The 26,597-nt window shown below is 37.3% G+C and carries 19 protein-coding genes and 1 pseudogene; 11 read left to right on the top strand and 9 right to left on the bottom strand.

The annotated features are described in order from the left end of the window. On the top strand, nucleotides 1–434 hold a 434-nt coding region (locus L655_RS0119310), incomplete at its 5' end, for an IS3 family transposase (RefSeq protein WP_024604509.1). 41 nt (nucleotides 435–475) lie between these two features. On the opposite strand, the pseudogene L655_RS0119315 reads toward L655_RS0119310, so the two are convergent. Continuing rightward, nucleotides 476–1,411: pseudogene (locus tag L655_RS0119315) on the bottom strand (aminotransferase class I/II-fold pyridoxal phosphate-dependent enzyme); the annotation flags it as partial. A gap of 308 nt (nucleotides 1,412–1,719) precedes the next feature. Next, the gene (locus L655_RS0119320) at nucleotides 1,720–4,251 is read right to left on the bottom strand and encodes a bifunctional diguanylate cyclase/phosphodiesterase (protein ID WP_241764520.1); all 2,532 of its coding nucleotides are present in this window, start codon (nucleotides 4,249–4,251) and stop codon (nucleotides 1,720–1,722) included. A 192-nt stretch (nucleotides 4,252–4,443) separates the two neighbouring features. On the opposite strand from L655_RS0119320, the gene L655_RS0119325 reads away from it, so the two are divergent. Continuing rightward, nucleotides 4,444–4,650: a ParD-like family protein gene (locus L655_RS0119325; protein WP_024596935.1), complete on the top strand. Its 207-nt coding sequence runs from the start codon at nucleotides 4,444–4,446 to the stop codon at nucleotides 4,648–4,650. After that, nucleotides 4,643–5,419 carry a type I methionyl aminopeptidase gene (gene map / locus L655_RS0119330; RefSeq protein WP_024605997.1) on the top strand — a complete coding sequence of 259 codons (777 nt, stop codon included), beginning with the start codon at nucleotides 4,643–4,645 and terminating at the stop codon, nucleotides 5,417–5,419. Before L655_RS0119325 ends, map begins: the two co-directional genes overlap by 8 nt. A 105-nt stretch (nucleotides 5,420–5,524) precedes the next feature. Here the strand turns inward: map and L655_RS0119335 are convergent, their stop codons facing one another. The 3 genes from L655_RS0119335 to L655_RS0119345 all read right to left on the bottom strand — a co-directional run bounded on the left by L655_RS0119335 (nucleotide 5,525) and on the right by L655_RS0119345 (nucleotide 11,852). Continuing rightward, on the bottom strand, nucleotides 5,525–7,696 hold the full coding sequence (locus L655_RS0119335) for a S46 family peptidase (RefSeq protein ID WP_024605998.1): 2,172 nt from the start codon (nucleotides 7,694–7,696) through the stop codon (nucleotides 5,525–5,527). A 98-nt stretch (nucleotides 7,697–7,794) separates the two neighbouring features. Continuing rightward, nucleotides 7,795–9,885 (bottom strand): bifunctional diguanylate cyclase/phosphodiesterase, encoded by a 2,091-nt coding sequence (locus tag L655_RS0119340; RefSeq protein WP_024605999.1) that lies wholly within the window; start codon nucleotides 9,883–9,885, stop codon nucleotides 7,795–7,797. Between the two features lie 179 nt (nucleotides 9,886–10,064). Continuing rightward, nucleotides 10,065–11,852 (bottom strand): PDZ domain-containing protein, encoded by a 1,788-nt coding sequence (locus L655_RS0119345; RefSeq protein WP_002960304.1) that lies wholly within the window; start codon nucleotides 11,850–11,852, stop codon nucleotides 10,065–10,067. A gap of 204 nt (nucleotides 11,853–12,056) precedes the next feature. On the opposite strand from L655_RS0119345, the gene L655_RS0119350 reads away from it, so the two are divergent. The 6 genes from L655_RS0119350 (at nucleotide 12,057) to L655_RS0119375 (ending at nucleotide 19,149) form a co-directional block, all read left to right on the top strand. After that, on the top strand, nucleotides 12,057–13,592 hold the full coding sequence (locus L655_RS0119350) for a GGDEF domain-containing protein (RefSeq protein WP_024606000.1): 1,536 nt from the start codon (nucleotides 12,057–12,059) through the stop codon (nucleotides 13,590–13,592). 62 nt (nucleotides 13,593–13,654) lie between these two features. Then, entirely contained in the window at nucleotides 13,655–14,998 is a 1,344-nt protein-coding gene (gene ppnN, locus L655_RS0119355) for a nucleotide 5'-monophosphate nucleosidase PpnN (RefSeq protein ID WP_024606001.1), read from the top strand. 10 nt (nucleotides 14,999–15,008) lie between these two features. Beyond that, nucleotides 15,009–15,782 carry a flap endonuclease Xni gene (gene xni, locus L655_RS0119360; RefSeq protein WP_024596930.1) on the top strand — a complete coding sequence of 258 codons (774 nt, stop codon included), beginning with the start codon at nucleotides 15,009–15,011 and terminating at the stop codon, nucleotides 15,780–15,782. 69 nt (nucleotides 15,783–15,851) lie between these two features. Next, nucleotides 15,852–16,235 (top strand): DUF3192 domain-containing protein, encoded by a 384-nt coding sequence (locus tag L655_RS0119365; RefSeq protein WP_024596929.1) that lies wholly within the window; start codon nucleotides 15,852–15,854, stop codon nucleotides 16,233–16,235. 11 nt (nucleotides 16,236–16,246) lie between these two features. Beyond that, a complete protein-coding gene (locus L655_RS0119370) occupies nucleotides 16,247–17,935 on the top strand; it encodes a hypothetical protein (protein WP_024606002.1) in 1,689 nt (562 codons plus the stop codon). Nucleotides 17,936–18,141: 206 nt separating this feature from the next. Continuing rightward, nucleotides 18,142–19,149 (top strand): isocitrate dehydrogenase, encoded by a 1,008-nt coding sequence (locus tag L655_RS0119375; protein WP_002960311.1) that lies wholly within the window; start codon nucleotides 18,142–18,144, stop codon nucleotides 19,147–19,149. A gap of 70 nt (nucleotides 19,150–19,219) precedes the next feature. Here the strand turns inward: L655_RS0119375 and L655_RS0119380 are convergent, their stop codons facing one another. Beyond that, on the bottom strand, nucleotides 19,220–22,234 hold the full coding sequence (locus L655_RS0119380) for an immune inhibitor A domain-containing protein (RefSeq protein ID WP_024606003.1): 3,015 nt from the start codon (nucleotides 22,232–22,234) through the stop codon (nucleotides 19,220–19,222). 489 nt (nucleotides 22,235–22,723) lie between these two features. Between L655_RS0119380 and L655_RS0119385 the strand changes: the two genes are divergently transcribed. Both L655_RS0119385 and ilvN read left to right on the top strand, forming a co-directional pair. After that, entirely contained in the window at nucleotides 22,724–24,448 is a 1,725-nt protein-coding gene (locus L655_RS0119385; protein ID WP_024596926.1) for an acetolactate synthase 3 large subunit, read from the top strand. After that, nucleotides 24,448–24,945 carry an acetolactate synthase small subunit gene (ilvN, locus tag L655_RS0119390; protein ID WP_002960314.1) on the top strand — a complete coding sequence of 166 codons (498 nt, stop codon included), beginning with the start codon at nucleotides 24,448–24,450 and terminating at the stop codon, nucleotides 24,943–24,945. Before L655_RS0119385 ends, ilvN begins: the two co-directional genes overlap by 1 nt. A gap of 92 nt (nucleotides 24,946–25,037) precedes the next feature. Here the strand turns inward: ilvN and L655_RS0119395 are convergent, their stop codons facing one another. The 3 genes from L655_RS0119395 to L655_RS0119405 form a co-directional block, all read right to left on the bottom strand. Beyond that, nucleotides 25,038–25,313 carry an HU family DNA-binding protein gene (locus L655_RS0119395; RefSeq protein WP_002962474.1) on the bottom strand — a complete coding sequence of 92 codons (276 nt, stop codon included), beginning with the start codon at nucleotides 25,311–25,313 and terminating at the stop codon, nucleotides 25,038–25,040. Nucleotides 25,314–25,523: 210 nt separating this feature from the next. Next, complete coding sequence (locus L655_RS0119400; RefSeq protein ID WP_024606004.1) at nucleotides 25,524–26,063, bottom strand: DUF3833 domain-containing protein; 540 nt, start codon at nucleotides 26,061–26,063, stop codon at nucleotides 25,524–25,526. A 1-nt stretch (nucleotide 26,064) separates the two neighbouring features. Further along, the gene (locus L655_RS0119405; protein WP_024606005.1) at nucleotides 26,065–26,553 is read right to left on the bottom strand and encodes a chalcone isomerase family protein; all 489 of its coding nucleotides are present in this window, start codon (nucleotides 26,551–26,553) and stop codon (nucleotides 26,065–26,067) included. Nucleotides 26,554–26,597: the final 44 nt, after the last annotated feature.

Consider the following 26,597-nt stretch of genomic DNA (forward strand, 5'->3'; position numbering starts at 1 on the left):
TTTTTTCACGATACATTGTAGGTTGGCGTGTATCAACGACAATGCACACAGAGCTTATTCTTGATGCGTTAGAGCAAGCTATTTGGCATCGTGGCAACCCCGAAGGGTTAATTCACCACAGCGACAGAGGCAGCCAATATTTGTCTATACGATACACTGAGCGACTTGCTGAAGCTGGAATTCAAGCGTCTGTAGGCAGTGTGGGTGACTCTTATGACAATGCATTGGCTGAAACAATAAATGGATTATTTAAAACAGAGATTATTCGCAGAAATGGCCCGTGGAAGAATGTTGATGCTGTTGAATACGCAACGTTAGAGTGGGTCAATTGGTTTAATAATCAACGCTTATTATCTTCAATTGGGTATATTTCACCAGCTCAATATGAAACAGACTACTATGATAATTTAAACGAGTCAGGTAAAGTGGCCTGACTTAAACAAACTGGTCTCCGATGAACTCGGGGCGATTCACAAAGCACTTTTGGATGATTTTCTAAATACTCAGCTAGCTGCTGTGCATTCTCGCAGTGGCGATCCATTCTTAAGCCTAAGGTTTCAAGGCCGATTAAAATGTCAGATGCGTTTTTAGGGGCAAGCGCTGCGCCGGTATTTCTAAGTGGCACTACTCTGCAGCGACCGATAAATGCAGCTTCAGCAAAAGCTTCGGTATAAACCACATTGTGGTACGACGGATCGGGCTCGTTCATCATTGCAAAACGTGTAGCATTCGCTTTCCAATCAAATTTACCTGAGTCGACAATCATGCCGCCAATAGCAGTACCGTGCCCGTTTATATACTTTGTCAGTGAGTGAACCACTATATCGGCGCCCAGCTCAAATGGACGGCATAAATACGGCGTAGCCACGGTATTATCAACTATAAGCGGCACACCTTTGCTGTGTGCAATACGTGCTAAACGCTCAATATCAACAATATTACCTGCCGGGTTACCAATAGATTCACAAAAAACAGCACGGGTGCTGTCGTCAATGGCATCCTCGAATGCGCTAAAGTCATCAGCTTTAATCATGCGTGCTTCAATACCTTGCCTAGGTAGTGTATGAGCAAATAAGTTATACGTCCCACCATATACTTGGCTGGTGCTGACAATGTTAGTACCGACTTCACACAAACATTGAATAGCATACGTAATAGCAGCCATCCCAGAGGCAACGGCCAGCCCACCAATGCCCCCTTCCATCGCGGCAATACGTTGTTCAAGTACGGCATTGGTTGGGTTCATTATGCGGGTGTAAATATTTCCAGGTACTTTTAAATCGAATAAATCAGCGCCATGCTGCGTGTTGTCAAATGTATAAGAAGAAGTGTGATAAATAGGCACGGCTGCCGATTTGGTCGTAGGCTCAGATTCGTAACCGTGGTGCAGTGCTAATGACTCTAATTTCATAATTATTTCCTTCAATTAATTTACCACTAAGCTAGCACTTCTTGGTTATAAAATGCACATGAAATATATTAAAGGCTGTTAGGTGATTTGATTTAAGTTAAGGCGGTTAATAGCTATGAGTTCAAGGATTATGTTCTTTTGAACTTTTTAGAAAAACCATATAAAAAAACTTTATATGGCTGTGTTCTTCCATTAGGTAGTAAGTTATTTTAAGGTTATATTTAATGAATTAGTATTAAGCACTAAATAAAACAAGCTTAATCGAAATATGTATTAGAAACTTTAGAGGACAACATAAATTACTAATATTATTTGTATTGTATGGCTCGAATATATTCAATAAGTTGGTCAACAGGAAGCGGCTTTGAGAAAAAGTATCCTTGAATCCTAATACCTTTATATCTAGATAAGTGTGTAATTAGCTTTTCATCTTCTACCCCCTCTACTACCACTTTTTTGCCTAAGTCATAACAAACTTTGATAATGGTATCTAAAAGCTTTCGTTCTTTCGTATCTTTATCCGCTCCAAGAGTAAACTCTCGATCAATTTTAATAATGTTCGCGGGCTGATTAGCAAGATATGACAAACTTGAAAAACCAGTCCCAAAATCGTCTATAGCAACATTCAAACCTGAATTAATTAATTCAAGTAATGTTTTCTCTATAGATGTCTTTTCTTGAAAGGAGGACTCAGTGACTTCAACAGTGAAATTTTTATATGTGATGTTATTTTGAGTAAGTAAATGGAGTAAGTCGATAGAAAAATTGTCTTTAATAATCTGCTTGGTTGAAAAATTAACTGCTACGGCTATATTTTGAAGTTGCGAATGTTTTTTTATATCGTGAAGGACTTGATTTAAAACTTGTTTACCTACTTGAACTATTTGACCCGTAGTTTCTGCTACAGGGATAAATTTTGCCGGAGAGATCCATTCACCGTTACAACACCACCTAACTAGCGCTTCAACACCTACAATTTGGTTCCCATTCAAGTTATGTATAGGTTGGTAGAACACTTCTAATTCGTTGTTCTTTAGAGCCGTGTGTAAATTATTTCGGATAATAATTTTTTCGCTGTGTTTATCATCCATTATTTGTTGATAAAAGTGTATTTGATTCCCTCCAAGCTCTGTAGATTTTTCAAGGGCTATATTTGCTTGCTGAAGGTTAAGCTTAAAATTAAATAATTCGGGGGTTTGATAAAATACCACTCCAGCACTTGCAGTAAGATTGAAGTCAAATGTGTCTATACAGTACGCTTTAGATAAATCGAGTATTAGAGCCTCAATTTTTTGCTCAAGGATAGCTGGTGTAGTATCTGTAAAATATAAAACAAAGCTATCGTTAATTCCCTTAGAAATTAATACTCGGTTGTCAACATTTATACTTATTCTTTCAGAAGCTTTTTTCAGAATTTTATCACTGATTTCATAACCTAAAGAGTTATGTATCTCTTCATAAAAATCTAGTTTAACTATTACAGTTGCAAAATTACTATATCCTCTAACCGAGCTAAGCTGCAGAAACTCTTCTTCCAAAGCTTTCAATCTCAGTAAACCAGTTAATTCATCATGCTTTGTACTAAACTCTAAGGCTCTTGATGAATCAGCTACCAGTACAAAAATAAATATAAATAGAAACGTAAACCATAATATTAATTGATCAATTATGGTATCAATGTGTATTGCTTCATAGTCATTGATAAAGGTATAGACATTATGTTCAACTAAACCCATCACATTTATTTTTTCAGTGATAAAATGGTTATAACGGCTAGTTAGCTTGTTTAAATCAGACTGAGTTTTATTTTTATAGTCTACTGAAAAGTATACATTTGGAGTTAACTCTAAATATGTATCATACCGACTAAGATATTTTAAATAACTTTTCTCTAATAATAAGTTCATATCTAGTAAATTTAATATATAAAAACGACTTTGGTTCGCAAGTTTAACAGGGGCTAAAAACATTAAAATTGGTATATCGGAGTCTAGAGTTAATGAGTTAGCTGCAAATTGGACTTCCTCTATATCTCTTTTAAGCCATAATTTTATTGTAGGTTTTTCTAGCATTCCATTTAAGTAAAAACTGCTAGAAAAATTATCGCCTGAAATATAATTTAATTCATTATCAAGAACTAAAACACCTTTGATTATATTATAATCACTAATGTAATTTTTTGAGTCTATATTAATTAGACGCATAAAATCTTCAAAACTAACTTTTTCTACTCTAGTCTTTATTCTAGCTAGAGCTTTTTTCTGTGAAGCCAAAGAGCGGTTTATCATTGTTTCTAATAAGTGTATTTTTTCTCTTGCATTAGCATCTTGGGTTCTGACTAGATTCAAAGATGACTGATGCCACACAGTTGAACCGATTAATACAACTATAAATACGACTAATTTTATTTTTTTCATTTCATTTATTTTTATATTTTTATGAAAAGCTTTGATAGTAATTGCTGAAAAACAAGTAAACATAAAAATGGCGTACAATGATAAAGTAAATGGGTTGTTATCAAGGCTTCCCAGATCGAAATTAACCTGCATATGCAATAAAAAAGAAAACTGAATAAATAGAAAACACAATGCAGCAACTGTAGCTATTGCGATGCAATACTTCTTTGTATATAGACTTACTTTTTTTATGGTTGCTAAAACGCCTGCAATTAACAGTGAAATTATTGCCGTCGTGGGGCTTATCACCTTCATTAATTCATACCCAGAAAAAGTAGATTCAACCATTCCTAGTGCAAAAATAATACAGTGAAAATACAAAATAGCGCTATATAAAATACTAGTCGCACTTCTTGTCACATTCAATCTCATATCATAACCCATTAAATTTATCAGCTGCCCCAATGCAGTTTAAAAGGATTACTTATATAATTCAATGCAAACATAAAGCATTGCTTATTAATCATTTTTCTTGTGAAGTGGCAGAGAAATACACTTTTGATTGTAAGACCTCCAAGTTGACATCCATGTTTTCATTATATACGATACATGCATGAACCATATACGGTATATATAATGGGAATAGTGAAAATATCAGATGGGCTGCATGAAGAAATTAGAAAATCGAGTAATATCATGTCCAGATCTATCAATTCACAAGCAGAGTTTTGGATTAAAATAGGCATGCTTGCTGAGTTAAATCCGACACTTACCTACCATGAAATAATTAAAAAACAACTCATAAAAGAAAAGCTTACTATTCAGGATCTTTTGCATGAGTAAAGCAACAATAAAGACTGATGCAGAAATTGAGCTCATGAGAGAATCAGGAAAGCTTTTAGCTCAGGTATTTAAAATGCTTGATGATTTTATTTGCGAGGGCATAACTACGTTAGATATAGACACTAAAGTAGAAAGCTATATTACCAATGTGTTACATGCTCGTCCTGCCAGTAAAGGCCAATATGGCTATCGGTATTCATTGAACTCATCTGTTAATGACGTAGTGTGCCATGGTGTACCCAATAATATTTATAAATTAAAAAACAAAGATATTTTAAATATTGATATTACCTTAGAGAAAAATGGTTATATCAGTGATTCAAGTAAAATGTATACTTTTGCAGCGACAAGCTCAGAAGCCAAACGATTGGTTAAAACGACTTATGATGCTATGTGGGAAGGTATTAAGGTGGTAAAGCCAAAAGCAACGCTTGGTGATATTGGCTATGCTATTCAAAAGCACGCTGAATCTTCTGGTTATAGTGTAGTACGTGAATATTGCGGTCATGGTATTGGTAAAGAAATGCATGAAGAGCCGCAAGTTTTGCATTATGGTAAACCTCATACAGGGTTAGTGCTTGAAGCAGGTATGACCTTTACTATAGAGCCTATGATCAACCAAGGTTCCAAGAAGGTAAAAACTAAAAAAGATGGATGGACAGTCGTAACAAAAGACAAGAAACTTTCTGCTCAGTGGGAACATACCGTTCTAGTAACAGAAACTGGCTTCGAAGTTTTAACACTTCGCGATGAAGAGAAGCGTGCTTAGCAAAACTAAGTTATGCTACTGACGTATACAAACCGTAACCCATTATGATTAACAAAAAAGGCGCTTCCTTTACGGTAAGCGCCCTTCTCTTATCTCACTAATTACTTATTTTACGATTGTCATTTCGTCTAATAAGTTTTGTGCATTATCTACTTTATCCATTACCCACAGCATGTAGCGTGAATCAACGTGGATTGAGCGATTAAGCTCAGGGTTGTAATCCCAGTCACCAATAATACTTTCGTAAACACCGTCAAACAGTAAACCAACAAGCTCTGCTTTGCCGTTAAGTGTTGGCGAACCTGAGTTACCACCGGTAGTGTCTACATTTGATAAAAAGTTTACTGGTACTGTATTCATGCCGCCCGTGTAATCACCGTAAAGCTTGGCTTTAATTTGCTCTTGTAACTTTTTAGGTGCATTAAATGGGTCAACATCGGTGTTTTTAGCGAGTAACCCTTCAAGCGAGGTAAAAGGTGTTGCTACCAAGCCATCTTGAGGTGAGTAGCCACCTACGGTGCCATAGGTTACTCGTAGTGTGCTGTTGGCATCGGCGTATACAGGTTTGTTTTTAGCTTTGTTAAACGCAATTATTGCGCTCATTAGCTTTGGACGAGCTGCTTGTAATTTACCTGCAAGTGCTTTTGATTTATCTTCCTGTGCTTTCATTACTTTAAATATTGCTTTAGCGTAATGCACAAATGGGTCTTGGCTTTGATTTAGCTGGCTAAACGATTGTTCAAATAATGAATTGCGAACAGTGGCATTATCGAGTCTTGACTGTTCATACATGCTATCAAGTAACGCGCTTTGGGTTGCTTTATCAAACCCATTTTGTACTTTAAATACGTTATCAACCTCGCTAAAGCGCTCTTCTTTTGGAAGTGCTGCATACAGCTCTAAAAAGTGCAGTAAAATAGCTTTGTCTACTTTGCTATCATAACGGCGCGTCATGCGCTCAAGCCCTGCTTTAATGCGAGGTAAGTCACGTTCTTGATAACCAGATTCACGTTCGCTATTTGGCTTTTGTTTTTCGTAAGCTAGGCGGTATAAACGTCGTGCTGTGCTGATCATCTGTGAGCGATGTACATAACCTAACATTCGGTCGCGTTCACTGTGCTCTTGTGATTGTGCAATTAGCTCAGATAGCTCACCTAATACGCTTCCGTATTGCTCTTTACGCTCACCATCGCTATTGATCCATTGTGTTAACTCTTGCTCAAACTGTTTTTTGCGCTCAAGCATAGTGCCTTTTTTGAAGCTTTCGATCATCGAACCATAGTTTTTAATATAGTTGTTATAACCTGCAATGGTGCTTTCGTAAGCAATACGCGCTTTACTGCCGTCTTCTGAGTTTTCTTCAATAAGCGACACGTATTTTGAGTTATGAACGCGTGCTTTAGGGTAGCTGTCGTTAAATACGTTATCTACCTCTGTTGCAATGCGGTAGCGGTTAGTACGCCCTGGGTAGCCTGTAACCATTACAAAGTCGCCTTCTTGCACGCCTTTGGCACTTACTTTTAGGTAAGAGTCTGGTACGTAAGGTACGTTGTCTTCGCTGTACTCAGCTGGTTTTCCATCTTTGCCTACATAAGCGCGGTAAAAACCAAAGTCGCCTGTGTGGCGCGGCCACATCCAGTTATCTATATCGCCACCGTATTTACCTACGCCCATAGCTGGTGCGTAAGATAAACGTACGTCTTTAATTTCAAGTGACTTAATTAGGTAAAACTCTAAACCACCATGAAACGAATACACATTACAACGGTAGCTTTCGTCGGCTTCACACTGGGCTACTAGCGCTTTTTCGTTTTTTACTATTGCGTCGTAGCGTGCTTTTGCTGTTAACTCGTTAGTACCTTTAATTACTTCATCTGTTACGTTGGTAACCGTTTTTGTTACATAGACGCGTGAGCCCGGCGCTGCAGGTAAATCTTCTGTAGGACTTTTAGCTAAAAAGCCATTTTCTAAAATATTGTTTTCAGGTGTTGAGTTGTATTGCACCGAGCCATAAACACAGTGATGGTTTGACACAACTAAACCCTTAGGCGATACAAACGATGCTGTACAGCCACCTAGGCTAATTACCGCATTCATTGGGAATTCGGTTAATTTAGAAATAGATTCAACATCAATTTCAAGCCCTTTGGCTTTTAAAATTGATTCTAACTCTGGAAGTTGGTGTGGTTGCCACATGCCTTCGTCGGCTATGGCACTACTTGCAAATGATAAAGAAAATGTGGCTACTAATGTAGCTACAAGAGGTTTTAAACGCATTATAGAATCCTTTTTATTTGTTTCTATAACAGGTTACTCGCGATGGGGCAATAAGGTCAATAGCCGTGCAATGAATTGTTACAATCGAGTGTTTAATCTTACTTTTTATCAAAATTCATCGAAAAATCAAGAAACTGTTTTGCTGGTATTGGTTTACTAAAATAGAAGCCTTGCATAAAATCACAACCCAATTCGTTCAATAAAGTATGCTGCTCTTTTGTTTCTACACCTTCGGCTACCACTGTCAGTCCTAAGCTGTGCGACATAGCAATAATTGCCTTTACGAGATTACAATCTTCATTGTTTAGTACAATACCATCAATAAAACTTCTATCTATTTTAAGTACATTAAAAGGGTATTCTCTCAAATAACTTAATGATGAATAACCTGTACCAAAGTCATCCATTGACAAGTTAATGCCTAATGCTGTTATTTCAGTCAGTATATCAACAACATTAGTGTGGCAACTCATCAGCACTCCCTCAGTTATTTCAAGCTCTAAATTTTCGGGATTTACGTTTGCTTCACTCAATGAGTTTTGAATAAAACTGAGCAGCCCTACGTCCCTAAATTGACGAGGCGATAAGTTAACAGCCATGGTGTATTTTTGTTGGCGTTTGCAGGTACTTTGCCATGTGTTTAAAAAATCTAATGCTTGGCTAATTACAAACTTGCCAATGGGTACAATTAATCCTGTATTTTCGGCAATAGGTATAAACTCATCGGGAGTTACATTACCTAGCACAGGGTTATTCCAGCGTAATAACGCTTCTGCGCCAATGATGTGTTTATTTTTGGCGTCAAATTGGGGTTGGTAGAATAACTCGAATTCATCACGCTCAAGGGCGCCACGCATCTGCTCTTCTATTACTAGTCGGCGCTGAATAATTACATTCATTTTTTTAGTAAAAAATGAATAAGTATTACGACCATATGATTTTGCTTGATACATTGCGGTGTCAGCATTTCGTAATAAATCAGCAACGGTTGTACCATTTTCTGGGTATATGGCTACACCAATACTCGCTGTAAGTATGTGTTCTCGGCCCTCAATTTTAAAAGGGGCTCTAAAGTTATTGACCAGTTTTTCAGTAATTTTTAGCGCTGCATGGTGATCAGTTATACCTCGCAGTAATACGATAAACTCATCTCCACCTAGGCGCCCTACCGTGTCGTCTTTTCGCAATGCCTCTTGCAGCCTTTGCGCTGATTCAATTAAAAGTTTGTCTCCTGTTTCATGGCCTAACGAATCATTTATTTTTTTAAAATCATCTAAATCCAAAAACAGTACCGCTGCTTTTTCGTTATTTCTTTGTGCTTCAATAAGTAATTGCGACAAACGATCAAGTGCTAAAAAACGATTTGGAAGTAAAGTTAGACTATCGTAATACGCTTGATGTCTAATTAGCTCATCTGATTTATGCTGTTCTGTAATATCTCGAATAATAACCATTAACTGGTTATGTTCTGTTATTTTATTTATTCTTGCTTCAAAAAAAACGAGCCCATGGGGCAAAGCTAGCTCGTATTTAAAGCTCATCATCTGCTCTTTTTCTAATACGAGGCTGATATAGGTTTCAAATTTTTCGGCTACATCGCGCGGGAGTACATCACCCATTTTTTTACCAATAAATTGCTTGGGCTTGGTATAGAGATCGGTCTCATTACTGGCATGATACTCAATAATAGTTCCATCATTTTTCATCAAGAAAAATAAGTCAGGAATTGCCTCAAAAATAGTTTTTAGCATATCCTCATTAAATGATGCATCTGCTTGTGCCTTTTTAACCTCAGATAAGTCAATATCAATGCAATACATTTGTTTTGTATTATATTGATTTGTAAACATAACATGGCTAGAAAAAACAGATACACTTTCGCCATCTTTACCTTTTAGGGTAATTTCGGATGCTGGAATTTCTATGTCTTTTTCTACCCAATCACTGTGTGCGTCAATTACAAATTCACACATCGGCTCTGGAATTATAAGGTCTTCTATTTTTTGCCCTATGGCTTCTTCTTTTGTGTATCCGTAAAGTCGCTCACTGCCTTCATTCCAATAAATAACACGACGTTCATTGTCATAACCTTGAACAGAAATTACATTTACCGCATCAAATAACTGATGCAAATAGTCGTTAATTACAAATTGGTTGGTTAAGTCTGAAGCAACGTCGTCTAATTTCATTTTGAGGCTATATCCATAAGTAATTTTATTTAGTAATAAAAAACACCAAATAATAATTAAATTTAATTTTAATATTAAATTTCCATGTACATTATATACGCCATTATACAAAACAAAAAAAGAGCCGAAGCTCTTTTTTAATAATTGTTAACTGTATTTAAACGCTATAAAAACTAAATTTATTTTTTTGTCACATCATTTGGATGTTCCACGCCAATCCATGCTTTGAAAAGCGCTTTTTGCTGTGGCGTTGCCTCTTTATCAGCAACTACTTTTTTAGGCTTATCGAAATCTTCTGATAATACTAATGTTAAGCTTTCAAGTGCATCGCGACGAAGATAGTCAACGGTTACTTTGTCGCCTGCCTTAAACGTTTCTAGGCTGGTTTTTAAATCTTTACCTACGTGATGTTTGTTTATAGCGACAATTTTATCATCGGTAGTTAAACCCGCTTTCCACGCACTGCCACCACGGCGTACATAACTTAACGTCAGTAATTCACCCGTGTTTTTAGCGGTAGCATCAATACTTGCAAGTGCTTTTGCTTTTTCAGGACGCTCAAACTTTAAACCTACTTTAGTAAGTAAGTCGTCAAAGTTAATACTTGCAGGCGACTCTACATTTTCTTGCCACCAGCTTGAATAATCACGTCCTGTTAAATCTTTTAAGATATTAAGTACATCTGTATCTGTAAATCCAGCGGGCATTTTATGATTGTTATAAAGTGCTTTGTGTACGTCTCGGTAGCTTATTTTACCTTGGCTTTTTTCTAGTAAGTCGATATCTAAAGCAAGTGAAAGTAACGAGCCCTCAGAATAAATATTGGTGCTGTAGTTACGTGCATGATCGCCACCTTGATTAATCCATTTATCAAAGCTTGTTTCGCTTGCGCTTTGCACTTCACGGCCCGGTGTTTGCAAATGACGATTAATTGTTTTACTCATCACTTTAAAAAATTCATCCGTTGTTTGAATGCCTGAGCGCACTAATAAATGATCTTCAAAGTAACTTGTTGAACCCTCTGCAATCCAAAGCAGTTTAGAGTAATTCATATTAGTGTAATCGTATGGCACTAAACCTTGAGGGCGGTATGCTTTAACATTCCACGTATGAACAAACTCATGCGCAGCGGTGCTAATAAAACCTAGGTAATCTTCGCGGCTACCAAATCTATCGCGTGGACGTTGAATAATTGTTGAGTTTAAATGCTCTGTTGCACCACCCGCACCTGATGTTGCATGCACCATAAATACATAACGCTCATACGGATAGCCATCCCAAATTACATTACCCGTGGCAACTAATTTTTTAAGATCGGTAAGCATTTGCTCTACATCGTAGTTACCATCGCCCCATATAACTAACTCGTATTCACGGCCATCTACTTCAAATGTGTGTAGTTGGTTAATACCCGTTTCGATTGGTGAATCAACAAGTACGTCGTAATCGGCTGCTTTAAATGAATTTTTGCCTTTTAAATTATCCATACCCGATACAGAACGCCACTTTTTAGGCACGTCTAAATTAACGGTTACAGGCTCTTGGCGAAACGAGTCACTAAACATAAAAAAGCCTGACGCATCTATAAATGCATGGCTGTCGTCAATGTGGCGAGCACGTTTACCAAGCTCATTTGCATACACTTGGTAGTCAACATTAACTTCTGTAGGTTCATTAAGATGTACACGCCATGTACTGTGATCTATTTTTTCCCATTTTAGTTCTTTGCCATCTTCATCTTTGGCTTTGAAGTAGCGAATACCATTTGCTAGGTTTAACATTTCGTAGCGACCCGTGCGCCACGCAGGAAGTTTTATATCAAGGTGTGCTTGCGCTGTTTTTGGAAACTCAACACTTACATCACCTAAATGATGCTGTGGTTGCGAGATTTCTAAAGAATAATTTACATCGGCAAATACAGGTGCAGAACATGCAGCTAAAATTGAAAGGGCTAATAACTTTTTCATAGAGACTCTTAGTGGAAACTTAATTGCTTACAAGACTAACAAGCCCCTATTTAAAAGTGAATTAAATACGATAAATGACCCTATATACGAGTTTATAAGTAGTAGCTTATTAAAATTTCTAAGTTTTTTACTAGATAACTACACATAATAAAAATTTGTTGTAAACTGAAGATAATGAAATTAATTTGATGGCGGTATGCTTAGGTGTCACAAAGATCTAACGCAACAGATAAAAAGCTAAAACAAGCAATTGATGCGCGTATGGCTGTTGAGAGTGCTCGCAAACATCAAGTAGATGTTCTATGTGACTTTACAGCTAAACTATCGTTGAGCTGTAAAGGACTAGATATCGAGTTAGATAATCGCCTCGCCAAATTTAGAAGTGCGCTTAATAAAGGCATGAGTTTTGAAAACCTTGCTCCCCTTATTAGTGAAACTTTAATCCTACTTAAAAACCAAGAATCGATTCAACAAGCTCAGCAACGTAATTTATACAACAGTGTGCAAAGTGCCGGTAAACAATTACAAAAAACCAAAGGTTTACCTGACGATACTCGTAGGACTCTAAGAAATTTACTCGATCACGAGATTAATAACGTTCATTCAACTCATGGTTACATTCCGCTACTTGATCAACTTATTAGCTTTTATCATGAAGCGTTGCTTACCAAACAAGACCCTCAAGTTGATCAGCAGCGCCCAATAAAACAGGCGCGTGCAAAAAAACTACTTGAGCTCGCTAATGAACTTATACTTGAAGAAGAAGCTACGCTACAAATTAATAATATAAAAAATAATATTACAGAAAGTGACTCAATCGACTCATTACTCGATGTTGCAATTAGTATTATTGATGTAGTCGTAAAAAATATAAGTAAAGAGCGTAAATCCGCGCAAAGTTTTTTAGTTTCATTAAATCAAACCCTCGAAGATCTACATAACTCTATCGTCTCAACTAGCAAGCACTCTGAGTCTATGGAAGTTGAGTTTGACTCACTTAATAAAAGCATTGAACTAAAAATAAAAAATCTTAATGAGCAAACGCAAAAAGCTACATCAATCTCATCTTTAAAAGAACTCGTAGATAACGAATTAAAATCAATAAGCGAAGATTTTATAGCAAAAGAAAAGTTAGAACGAAAAGACAGAGAAATGCTTAGCGCTAGCTTTAATGAAATAAAGACTCGAATTGTTACTTTAGAAGATAAGTTAACAACGTATAAAAAACGCTTAAACGAACAGCGCTTTAAAAGCTTACTAGATGGACTTACAAAACTGCCTAACCGGGCTGCATTTGACGAACGTTACAATCACGAAATGCATTTGTTTAATGTGCAGCCATCAGATGTTACGCTTGCAGTTATTGATGTTGACCACTTTAAATCTATCAATGATAGATTTGGCCACACCGCAGGTGATATTACCTTACAAGTTATATCAAAAGCGTTGCAAAAATCGGTAAGAAAGTCTGATTTTATAGCGCGTTATGGCGGTGAAGAATTTGTAATGTTAATGCCAGGTGTGTCGCTAGAAAACGCAACATTACCCCTGGATAAAGTAAGAAAGGTAATTAAAAATATACCTTTTAAATTTAGAGAAAAACAAATTGAGATCACTATTTCGGTAGGTGCAACTCAATTTAAAAAAGGCGATACCCTATTAAAAGCATTTGATAGAGCTGATGATGCACTTTACGAAGCCAAAAATTCAGGGCGAGATAGACTTTGTACCAGTAAATAATGTCATAGCTATTATAACTTTTATGACAAGTAGTTTTACGATTTAGTAGTAGGAGCACGTCTATGTTAATACAGTTAAACCCAACTGGGGTTTTAGATTTACTGTCGCAATTAGAAGTTGATTTATTAGAGCAATCGTCTGCTAGTGAGCGTTATAAATTATTTAGAAACTGCGTACTTGCAGTCCTCAATGTAGGTAGCCATACCGACGACAGTAACGATATATACGACAAATACAAAGATTTTGATATTCGTTTAGTAAGCCGCGAACGAGGTATTAAAATTGAGCTTGAAAACCCACCCGAAACCGCATTTGTTGATGGCGAAATAATTACCGGTATTCACGAACATATATTTTCTGTTATTCGTGATATTTTGTTTATTTGTCAAAAATACGAAAAAGATTTAAAAGAGCAAAAAGCCATAACCCATATGGTGTTCGATATGCTCAGAAATGCAGGTGCACTGCGTGTTAAAAGCGAGCCTAACATGGTTGTTTGCTGGGGCGGACATTCAATAAACGAGGTTGAATATAAGTACACAAAACAAGTAGGTTACGAACTTGGTTTACGTGGATTAAATATTTGTACCGGTTGTGGTCCTGGTGCCATGAAAGGCCCAATGAAAGGCGCAACTATTGGCCACGCAAAGCAACGTAACACCGATAATCGCTACTTAGGTTTAACAGAGCCAAGCATTATTGCTGCCGAGCCACCAAATCCTATTGTAAACGAACTCGTTATTTTACCTGATATTGAAAAACGCCTTGAAGCTTTTATTAGAACAGCTCACGCAATTATCATTTTTCCTGGTGGCGCAGGTACTGCTGAAGAGTTGTTATATTTATTAGGCATATTGTTGCACCCAGATAATACTAAGCAATGTTTACCTGTTATTTTAACTGGCCCCAAACAAAGCGAGGCGTACTTTAAAGAGCTATGCGAGTTCGTTGAAATGACACTTGGTAAGGAAGCCTTGGATAAGTTTCAAGTAATTATTGATAATCCTGAATTAGTCGGTCAAAAACTAAAGTCATCGATGGCTAATGTTCGTGATTACCGTAAAAGTGAAGGTGATGCCTACTACTTTAACTGGACATTAAAAATAGATAACGACTTTCAACAACCTTTTGCACCAACACATGAAAATATGGCAAGTCTAGATTTACACCTTGATCAGCCTAAACAGCTACTCGCGGCTAATTTGCGTAGAGCTTTCTCTGGTATTGTTGCTGGTAATGTAAAAGACGAAGGCGTTAGAGCCATTAAACTAAACGGTCCATACATTTTAAGTGGCGAACCTGCCCTTATGACAAATATGGATAAATTATTACAGGCATTTGTTCTTCAAGGTCGCATGAAGCTCCCTGGTAGTAAATATGTTCCATGTTACAAAATAAAAGCATGAGTTTTATAGTTTGAAACCCCATTTACTTCTTATTGATGCGCTTAATTTAATTAGGCGCATTTACGCCGTTGACGCAAATCAAAAACATCATAGCGACGAGCAAATGATACAAACGTGCTGTGCACGTGTAGCCCACGCCTGTAAAAAGCTTTTAGATACGAGTAATGCAACCCATGCCATTGCTGTGTTCGATGGTGACAAAAGCTGGCGTTATCATTTTTATAAAGACTACAAACATTCACGCGCGCCAATGCCCCAAGTATTAAAAGATGCTCTATTGCATTTTAAAGCCGCAATTGAAGAAACAGGTATTGTAGTATTTGAGCCTATTAACGATGAAGCTGATGATATTATTGCAACGCTTGCCTTTAAGGCATCAAATAATCAAATAACGAGCACTGTTGTTTCTACTGATAAAGGCTTTTTACCTTATATTGGCCCTTACATTACAGTTTACGATTACTTTAAAAAGCTCTATCTAGATGAGACAAGTATAAAAGAGCGTTTTGGTGTTGAGCAAAATAAACTCGTTGATTTTTGGGCATTAGCGGGCGATAAAACAAATGATATTCCGGGAGTTAAAGGAATAGGTACTAAATCTGCGCAGCAAATAGTTAATAACTATAACTCAATTGAACAAGCAGCCGAAGATGAGTCTCTAAGCCCGAGTATTAAAGCAAAGTTAGCCGCTAATATGGATATGTACGTAATTTCAAAGCACTTGGTTAGTTTACGCACCGATATAAATTTAGGTTTTAGTTTAAAGCAGTTAAGACTTAATTAGTCGCAAGTTAATAGCCTCTAAACATTACAAAACGTATACTGATATTAGTTACCGGAGTCAGAGTAAGCCATATTGAAAAAATTTATCCGATATTTAATTTTAGGTTTAGGGCTATATGCACTGATAGCTGCATTGGTGATTACCTTTTATAAAGACGATCCTCAAGCTATGATTTGGCAAGACCGAGAGGCTTTCAATAAACGTTACATCGAAAAACTATCACTTGAGCAGCCAACAACACTAAATAGTGTTCTTGATTACTTAGGCAGCCCCGATCTTACTTATGCCAAACGAGATGGTGAACAAGTATTTCAGATAGTTTTTTATCGTACACAACATAAAACATCTGACGGTATTACCACTATGGATGAATGTACTGGCCTATTATTTAAAAATGGGCAGCTGTTTTTATGGGGCCCGAGTGCATACAATAAATACCAAGAACAAAATTAGGTGAAGGTTTAATGGATGAAGCTGTTTCAACTACCTTAGAGCAGCTGCTTAATAATACGCAGCTGTTTTTAAGTTATTACAACAATAAACAAAAATGGACAGCTCTATATCCAATGGCAAGTAAGCTAGCTGAGCAATATAGAGAGCTCTACAGCAAACAGCCATTCGCATTACAATCCCGATTAACGCTTTATAATCCAAGTTATTCTTATGCAACAAATTTAGTTGTTAGTCAGAGCGTCATAACTGCTGCCCTGTGTAAATCTCAAAATTATAATAGTGCCTTAAGTGAGCTATACATAGCCGCTACACTCATTGAACATTTATGTGTTGGAGCGCAATTAAACAAGCTTTGCGAGCAAACACCTTTTCAAGATTCTGATAAAAAAATTTGGAAAATGCGTCATCAGTTAGCAGCAAAAGTAATGTTAGCTAGTGGCGATTCAGCCAAACCTGTTACGCAGTTACTAGCTAAATTAAATAAGTATAAACAAGCATTGGTAAGTGCTCCTAAAATAATGCTTTACGATGGGGGCATAACGCTGATTGCTCTAGCAAATATTATTAGCATGAACATTACGAGCAATACGGCTAATAAACATATTAGCTTATATAAAGCACTTACCGATTTGTACATTCGCACACCTAACTTGTTCGCACTGCAATTAATTCAATCACTAATAGCGCATTTAGGGCCATTATTACCGGGAAGCCGCGTTTTATACGCTGAGCAAACCATGATTTATTTAGCAACTGATGCACAACAACGGCATGTTTTAATTAGTACAGAAAATCCAAATAAATTAACCTGGTACAGAGTAAAAGCAACGCTTAACGATAATCCAAAACAATGGCATTGCACTGATAAAACCATTAGCTTCAAAGTATTTAACAGTGAACATGTAAAACCACAAAGTGAGCTTGAGGTTGATAAGGCACAATCTTTACTTGAGCTAATAAGTAATATTAAGTTACAGCACGAATACAGCTATAAAGGATTAAGCCTGCTGATGGTGCCTCACCCTCTCGTAATTGCTAATTTATGCGAGGCTGTAAAACCATATAATAAAGAACACCAGCCCGCAAAAGACTTAAAACATAGTTTATCGATGGTCGGTTATTATAATGCACCTGCAATAATTCAACGGGTTGTTTTTGAACAATTAGTTAATGTTACCCCACACCCATTGCAAGCCTACGTAACTAACAGATTAAATGGATTAGTAAAAATAATGGCTTTATTGGTTAGTAAAAATGATCACGACCAGTTTGAGCACATCACTTTACCTTTATACGCTTACGCCCATTTTTTATTAACGCAATGCAGTACACAGCTTTCTCGTAAAACGCTGATTGACGACACACCAAATAAAACATTGAGTGCCCCTATTTGCTCATTTTTTGGGGTAAGTTCAATTAACACCGAACAACTAACACAACAGCTTACTCATTTATTGAGTGACAACCCATGGACTGCAGCACTCTTAGAAGCAGAGCAAACACCTAAGAAGCACTTAACTGAGGCCCATAAACTTTGGATCACACTTAAGATTGTTGCTCAAAATGTGTTTAAACCTGAACTTTCGCTAACTCCGTGGCAGCAGCAAACGTTAAATGAACAGCTAAAAATACTCAAGTGGCATAACCAAGCTGATTTTTATCAACAATTAGAATCTCTTGAGTTGTTTAATAGTATTTAGTTTATTAGAAGCTATTTTATGTCTTTATACCCATTATAACTTTCGTGTATACCCAGTATTTTTTGTATAAACTAGCAAAATGGGTGATAAATTGGTATAAATGCGCCCTTAAATTTTCAAGCACGTTCACATAAATGTTCTAACAAGCGGTTACTCTCTCAGAGTAATAATTTATGTGCAAATCAAACTCTTTAAAGGAAAAGTCAATGGCCAAACAAACCATCACAGTGATCAAAGGCGACGGCATCGGTCCGAGCATTATCGACTCAGCACTTGAAATATTAAAAGCCGCAGGTTGCGACTTTGATTATGAATTTGTTGATGCTGGCCTAGCTGCACTTGAAAAAACAGGTGAGTTATTACCGCAAGAAACAGTTGATACAATTGCTAAAAACAAAATCACTCTTAAAGGCCCATTAACTACGCCTGTAGGTGAAGGTTTTACATCTATTAACGTAACACTTCGTAAGCAATTTGGTTTATACGCTAACGTACGTCCAGTTAAATCATTTGTTGGTACTAAAGCACGTTACGACGATATTGATATCATTACTATTCGTGAAAACACGCAAGGTATGTACTCAGGTGCTGGCCAAGTAGTAAGTGAAGACGGTAATGAAGCACAAGCAAAATCGATCATTACGCGTGAAGGCGCAGAAAAAATCGTAACTTTTGCATACGAGCTAGCGGTACGCGAAGGTCGTAAAAAAGTAACTGCAGTTCATAAAGCTAACATTTTAAAATCAACATCTGGTTTGTTTTTAAAAGTAGCACGTGAAGTAGCTGAGCGTTACCCACAAATTGAATCAAATGAAATGATTGTTGATGCAACATGTATGAAGCTAGTAATGACACCTGAAGAGTTTGACGTAATTGTTACGACTAACTTATTTGGTGATATTTTATCTGACCTTTGTGCTGGTTTAGTTGGCGGTTTAGGTATGGCACCAGGTGCTAACATTGGTGAAGACGCAGCAATTTTTGAAGCTGTACACGGTAGTGCACCAGATATTGCTGGCAAAAACCTTGCTAACCCAACATCTGTAATTTTAGCGTCTATTCAAATGCTTGAGCATTTAAATATGGGCGATACTGCAGAGCGTATTCGTAGTGCTGTTGCTGATGTAATTAAATCAGGTGACCGTACAACTCGCGATTTAGGTGGCAGCCACGGTACAACTGATTTCACTCAATCAGTAATTGACCGTTTATAATTAATATTTGTTATTAATTTAAATAGCCCGCTAATTTAGCGGGCTTTTTTATGTTTGCTAACTGCGTTTACTACCTAATGTATTTATGCAGGTTAGTATTAAACCTAAATAAACTTAACAGTAGTAATCCTAATAAACCCGCCAGAGATCCCCCACTTGAACCCGAACTACTTTGTTGTTTTTGTACAGTAGCAGATAACTCTTGTGTAAAAGTATCATTGGTTTGAGTATCAGTAACATTCAACGTTACGTTATAAGTCCCGTCAGCTTGATAAGTATGCCTTGGGTTTTGTAAATTTGATAACGCACTGCCATCACCAAAATCCCAACTGTAAGTATAACTATTAAAGCCGCCGGTTACTTGGGCATTAAATTGTGCGCTTAAATCACTAACTGTAGCGTTTGCGTTTATGCTAAGCGGAACATTAGCAGTTACATCAATCGCTTTTGATTGCTCAGTGCCTTCGTTATCTGTCACTGTAAGCGTTACTTGGTAATCACCAGAGTACAAATAATTATACGTAAGCGATTGAGTCGTTAAAGTACTTCCATCCCCTAGCTGCCAATTATAAGTATACGGTGCGACCCCACCTGTAAGCGATGCGTCAGCTGTTAAAGTTCCTTGGTTTATTTCATATTCAATTTCACTTACAGTTAATGGTTCAACTAATGTAACTTGTGCTACAGCTACTTGCTGTGAAGTACCATTATCTGCCATAAACTCAACGTTATAAGTGCCATAGTCTTGGTATTCATGAGTAGGCGTTAACTCTGTGCTGGAGCTCCCGTCGTCAAAACTCCACGTAAATTTGTCCGCAGGAGTAAGTGCAAAACCTTCTACACTAAAATTAACGGTTAAACCGTTTTTAGTAAAATTAATTCCCTTAGTAACATCGTAAGTAAGCTCTACTTCTATATCTTCACTGTCTGTTGACTGGCTTATAATACTAAACCCAAAACCAACCTGTGGAAGCACAACACCCGATGGTTTTTGCGCTGCAAAGCTATAATCGGTTTTATCAGTAAACCCGGTGATAGCTGATAAATCATCATCACCTAACCCTGCCCTTTGTTGATATAGGCTAAAAGCAGCATCACGTATTTGAATTGCTGAAGCTGCCGGAGTTTGCGTACTACCTTTATTTATTGAGCGCTGATCGGCATCTACCACTAATGCAAAACCACTGCCTGGATGCTCGGTAGTATTATTATCTGCTTGAGATTCATTGCTGTACCACAATAATAACCCCGGTGAGTACTGCTCTGCTTGCAAACTACTGTCAACGCCTGTGTATGAACGCAGTTGTAAATAGTAATGTGATGGCGATGCATATGTGTAACTACCAACTTTTTCAAAGCCATTAAACACAGTGTTAACTTGATCTTGTGCATTATTTTGCCAAATTAAAGTATCACTTTGCTCAATGCGCATATCATCAACAACAAAACCATAATAATGTGTGTTCGCATCTGTTATGTATTCAATTTTTAAATCAATTGTTTGCCCAGCATAAGCTGATAAATCAAACTTATGGGTCAAATAGCCGTTAGGTTGCTTAGCATCACTATTAAGAAATGAATCACCTGAGATATACGGACCAATATCACCGTAGTATGGATTAAGCGCTTGCGTATAATTACTCGCGATTGGCTCGCCATTTACTTTTACTTGAACTAAATCGTAATCACGCTCAATACTGTAATAAGCAATAAAGCTTAAAGTAAGTGTCTCAGTTGTGCTTGGTAGCGCTATTGTATTAGCTAAGCTGTTGCTAATATTGTCGCCCGTATTTGAATAGTATTGAAAATCACCTTCAACTGGAGCCCTAAATTTTTCGAGCCTTGGTGGTAGTGTTATTTTTATTTGATTTTGCTGTTGTGAAGTACTCGCAGTATTAATTAATGTTTGCTGTGAGTTAGCCTCTATCTCATCCATATCAAGCGTAAGCTGGTTAACCCAGTTACCCTTGTACCGCTTTTGTAAATATTCAAGCGCATAAGGGCTAAACATAACTGGCTCTGAGCCTCTTGGCGAACCAGCCCAACTTCCTGTCGACATAACTGACCAAGACGCGACAGGCTCACCTACCGTGTTAGATTGTAAGTCGTATTCATCTAATAATCCTAAATCATGCCCAAACTCATGCACAACCACACCAATCCCGGCATCAATAGGGTTAATGGTATAACCAAAGAGCTTAATGTTGCTGCCTGCAATCTCGCTCGGCCCGCTATTTTCATCAAATACATAGTAGCGGTGCGACCAAATAGCATCGGTGCTTAGGTAACCGCCACCCGCTTCTTCGCCAATACTTGAATGAAATACCATTACATGGTCAATAATGCCATTAGGTTCATTAAGGATACCGTCGCCATCAATATCATCTAAATCAGTTAAGTCATAATCCGCTAAATTAATATTAAACTTTGCAACTGCTTTCTCCACAGCCTCTTTAATTAAAGCGGGCGCATTTATATCCCGTGTACTGCCTTGGCGCTCACCATATATTTTTGCATTGCTATTAGCGGTTACCCAGCCATATACCTGCCCGCTAAAGTTTAAGCTGTTTCCCGAAGCCGCTTTATAATAATCAGCAGCCGTTTTTAAGCTTTGTCCATCAGGGCCTGTATAACCTTGAGTATTAAAAAGCATTTGCTGATAGTGCTCAGTTGAATAATCAGCGTAAAACATATCGGTGTCTTGCTCTACAAGTTGATTGTCGTCATGTTTAAGATCAGGAAAATCAATTAAAATAGCTAACACTTTTACATCATTAACGCTTTGATCTGGCACTAGCGACGTTGAAAAAGCGACCTGTTGTTTATTTGTGTTTGAAAAAACGTTGGAGGAGGGTTTAAATTGCCTAAAGCCATTTTTAATAGAGTGATTGGCAACGTCTTTGTTACTCATATATGACTTAAATGAACTATCTAACTCACTTGAAGATATTTGGTCTCTTTTTTTAAGCCAATATAAAATACGCTCTTCGTTAGTTATACCAATATCATGCGGACTTAAGTTATTAGCCGCCACCATAGGGCTTAATAACGTAGTTAAAAGCGCAATTAACGTCACTTTTTTCACTGTGTTTTCCTCAAACATAATTATGTAGCAATCATACCTAATAATAGAAATTTAAACATGCGATAAAAACATATAGTTAACATATGCAATTAAAGCTAATGGTCTCTCACACTCTTTTATATCTAAAATCGAACTTACAACCTAAAACGCATAATTTCTGCCAGCAAACTCAATTAAACATAGGTTTTCTGCAGGTTTAAATTAAAAAAAGCCACAAAACGAATTTAAAATGCAAAAAACAGCTTTCAAGGTTGACATAAAGGCTTAAAACCCTTAAAAATAAACCTATACAAAATCTTTAATTTAAAAGCAGTGTTTTGCTAAGTAGAGTAAAAACTATGAACACACACATTAATCTTTTAGTCGTACTCGTACTGGTCTTAGTTATAAGCCCAGCGGGGATGTATTAAAAGGTGATACTGCTTTTTAAAAACCCTCGCACTACGCGGGGGTTTTTTTATGCATAAAAAAGCGCACAGAGGAATGAGGATGAGCAAACAAGAATATAATGGTTCTGAACTAGTAGTTCAGGCATTAAAAGAGTTAAAGGTAAAATACATATTTGGCTATCCCGGTGGTTCGGTTTTAGACTTATATGATGCACTTTTTCAGCAAGATGACATTGAACATATATTAGTACGTCACGAACAAGCTGCAACACATATGGCTGACGGCTATGCCCGCGCTACTGGAGACGTTGGTGTTGTACTTGCAACCTCAGGCCCTGGCGCTACAAACTGTATTACAGGTATTGCAACGGCCTACATGGATTCAATTCCTATGGTTGTGTTATCAGGCCAAGTGCCTACAAATTTGATTGGCGACGATGCATTCCAAGAAACCGATATTGTGGGTTGTTCTCGCCCTGTAGTTAAACACAGTTTTAACTGTAGAAGTGCTAAAGACATCCCTACAATCTTAGCTAAAGCTTTTTATATTGCTAGCACTGGTCGCCCAGGTCCTGTCGTTGTTGAGCTTCCAAAAGATATGCTTAACCCTGCTATTAAGTTTGAATACGAATTTCCTAAAACCACCGAGCTGAGAACGTACAGCCCTAATACTAAAGGGCACTCAAAACAAATTCGCAAAGCCGTAACAGCTATTTTAGAGGCCAAAAAACTGGTTATCTACTCTGGTGGTGGTATTGTTATTTCAAATACATCAGAGCAATTAACGCATTTAGTTGAATCATTAAATGCCCCCATTACAAATACACTAATGGGATTGGGTGGTATTTCAGGTGTGCATCCAAACTTTGTAGGTATGTTAGGCATGCACGGCACGCTTGAGGCAAACAAAGCAATGGCTAACGCCGATGTAATTTTAGCGCTTGGTGCCCGATTTGATGACAGGGTAACTAATAATGTTCAAAAGTTTTGCCCTAATGCCACTATTGTTCATGTGGATGTTGACCCTACTTCAATTTCTAAAACAATTAAAGCACACATACCAGTTGTAGGTTGTTTAGCAACCGTACTTGAACAACTACAAGCGGGTATTGATAAAAGCCCAATTAAAATAGACCGCAGCGCGCAAGAAGATTGGTGGCGACAAATTATCAGCTGGCGCGAACAAAAGTGCTTAAGCTACAACACTGATGGCGACAAAATTAAGCCACAAGCTGTAATTGAAGCGGTTTATAAAGCCACTAATGGCGATGCTTACGTAAGTTCAGACGTTGGTCAGCATCAAATGTTTGCAGCGCAATATTATCCATTTAAGCATCCTCGTCAATGGATCAACTCAGGCGGCTTAGGCACCATGGGCTTTGGTTTACCTGCTGCAATGGGCGTAAAGCTAGCCTTTCCTGATAAAGAGTCTGTGTGTATTACGGGTGATGGCTCTATTCAAATGAATATTCAAGAACTATCAACCTGTTTACAGTACAACCTAGCGGTAAAAGTTGTATCACTTAATAACCGCTCTTTAGGTATGGTACGCCAATGGCAAGACATGGTTTACGGTGGACGTCATTCATCATCTTACATGGATTCACTACCTGATTTTGTTAAGTTAGTTGAAAGCTACGGCCATGTAGGCATACAAGTAAACACACTAGATGAGTTACAACCTGCTATCGATAAAGCAATGTCAATTAACGACCGATTAGTCTTTTTAGATATAAACGTTGATGAAAAAGAACATGTATACCCAATGCAAATTAAGTTAGGCGGCATTGATGAGATGTGGTTACGTAAAGGAGTAAAAGCATAATGCGTCGTATTTTATCTATTTTATTAGAAAACGAACCAGGTGCCCTATCACGTATTGTTGGGCTTTTTTCACAACGTGCATATAACATCGACAGCCTAACTGTTGGCACAACTGACGATCAATCACTATCACGTATTACCATTACCACTATGGGTGATGACAGAGTTGTAGAGCAAATTACAAAGCAGGTTAACAAATTAGTCGACGTGCTTAAAATTATCGATTTAACAGAAATGAGTCACATTGAACGTGAGCTATTGCTTGTTAAGGTCTTTGCTCAAGACGAGACGACTCGTGCAGCGGTTACGCGAGTAGTTGATGTGTTCCAAGGTGCTATTTTAGATATGGGCCGACAAAGCTATAGTCTACAATTAGTGAGCAGTACAGACAAAATAGAATCGTTTTTAGACACTCTTCGTCATGAAACCGATATTATTGAAGTTGTACGTTCTGGCGCTGTTGGCATTGGTCGAGGCGATAAAGCCTTAAAAGCATAAATTTGTAATATAAAGGCATCAATTGATGTCTTTATTAAACATAAAAAAAAAGAGCTAATTAGCTCTTTTTTTAATTTAATTCGTTAAACCTATTAAGGGTTTACTTGGTCTTTAAGACCTTTACCTGCTTTAAAGCTTGGAATAGTTGCCGCTGCGATTTGGATCTCAGCACCCGTTTGTGGGTTACGGCCAGTGCGAGCTGCACGTTCTTTTACTGAGAAAGTACCAAAACCAACTAATGCTACTGAATCACCTTCTTTTAAAGAAGAAGTTACAGCACCTGTAAACGCGTCAAGAGCACGAGTAGCAGCGGCTTTAGAGATTTCTGCATCAGTAGCAATTTTTTCAACTAATTGAGCTTTATTCATTGTTAGATTCCTATTCGTTATTATTTTGCCTTCGCAAAACCTATCTTTATGCATTTTTGAAGAGTTAGCAACAGCAAATTGCATTTTTTGCTTAAATTCTTAAAAAATGAGTAAAATTTAAATAATTCTCTGTAAAATACAGCGTGTTGGGTTAACAAAGACTTAATTTGAGTACAATTTTGGCGCAAGTTAAGCAACTGGGTAAATAAGCTATATTTTTTCGATCACTAAGGTCACTTCCCCGACCTCGACTCCAAACTTAACAATAGATGTGCGGTTTATCAAGCGCGATTGTGTAACCAGGTACATCCAATCATCAAAATTCACTTTTAAAGTACTGCCATCGTATGGAAGCTCTACATCGTAATTCCAATGAAATACGCTGCCATCACTTCTACCTTTTGCAGTACCTATAACATCATCTGCCACACCCGTTAAACTATTGTCTTCGTTTAACGTTATTTTCCAAATACGCTTTTGAGTTTCGCCATCGTCATAAACAAAGTCTTCTTCAATAACGCCCTGGTTACCATCCCAGCTCGCATTCATATCTACGACAAGCTTGCGGGTCAATTCACCCTTAAAGTCTTGTACAACACCGTAGGCTTTCAAATTTCCACTAAAAAATGTTTTAAAGTCAAAGTTTGGCGATGTATTTTTATAATGCTCTACATTTGGTGCCGAACAGCTTATCAGCAACAAAGCAGATAAGCATACAAGAGCTGTTTTAAACGAGTTAAATACATTCATATTAATTCCCTAATAGTTGCTTTCGTAGTTTCGGCTCAGAGGTTTTTTCATCCAGCCAAATGGCTAAAAAATCACTCGAAAATTGAGGTTCATTTATTTCGCCAATTTTTTCATCATTATGATAAAAAGTACTCATACCCTGCTCATTTGTGACTAACGTTAGCGAATCACCTTGTCTAATATCAGGCCAAATAGACAATAATTTACTGTCGTATTTGTCTGCTAGCTCTTTTTTTCCAATATGCTCCCACTGCTCATTTGTTGCTTTTACGATTTCTTTAGCTTCAAAGTCACGTAAATAGGTAAGTTTAAATTTAATAGGATGCGTTCCTGCGCTGTAATTACCTGAAGGGGTAAATAAAACCGCGTCATATACATCCCAAAATAAATACTCCATTCGTGCTTCGCCTACTTTGTTAAACTGTGTGTTAGCTAAAACAATTGAAGTTGTAAGCAAATAAAAAGTAACTGTCTTTAGTAAAAATTTCAAAATAAGCTCCCTTGAGTCAATGAGTAATGTTACGAAATGGGAAT

This window comes from Pseudoalteromonas sp. TAE79 (assembly GCF_000498015.1).
Lineage (GTDB): Bacteria > Pseudomonadota > Gammaproteobacteria > Enterobacterales > Alteromonadaceae > Pseudoalteromonas.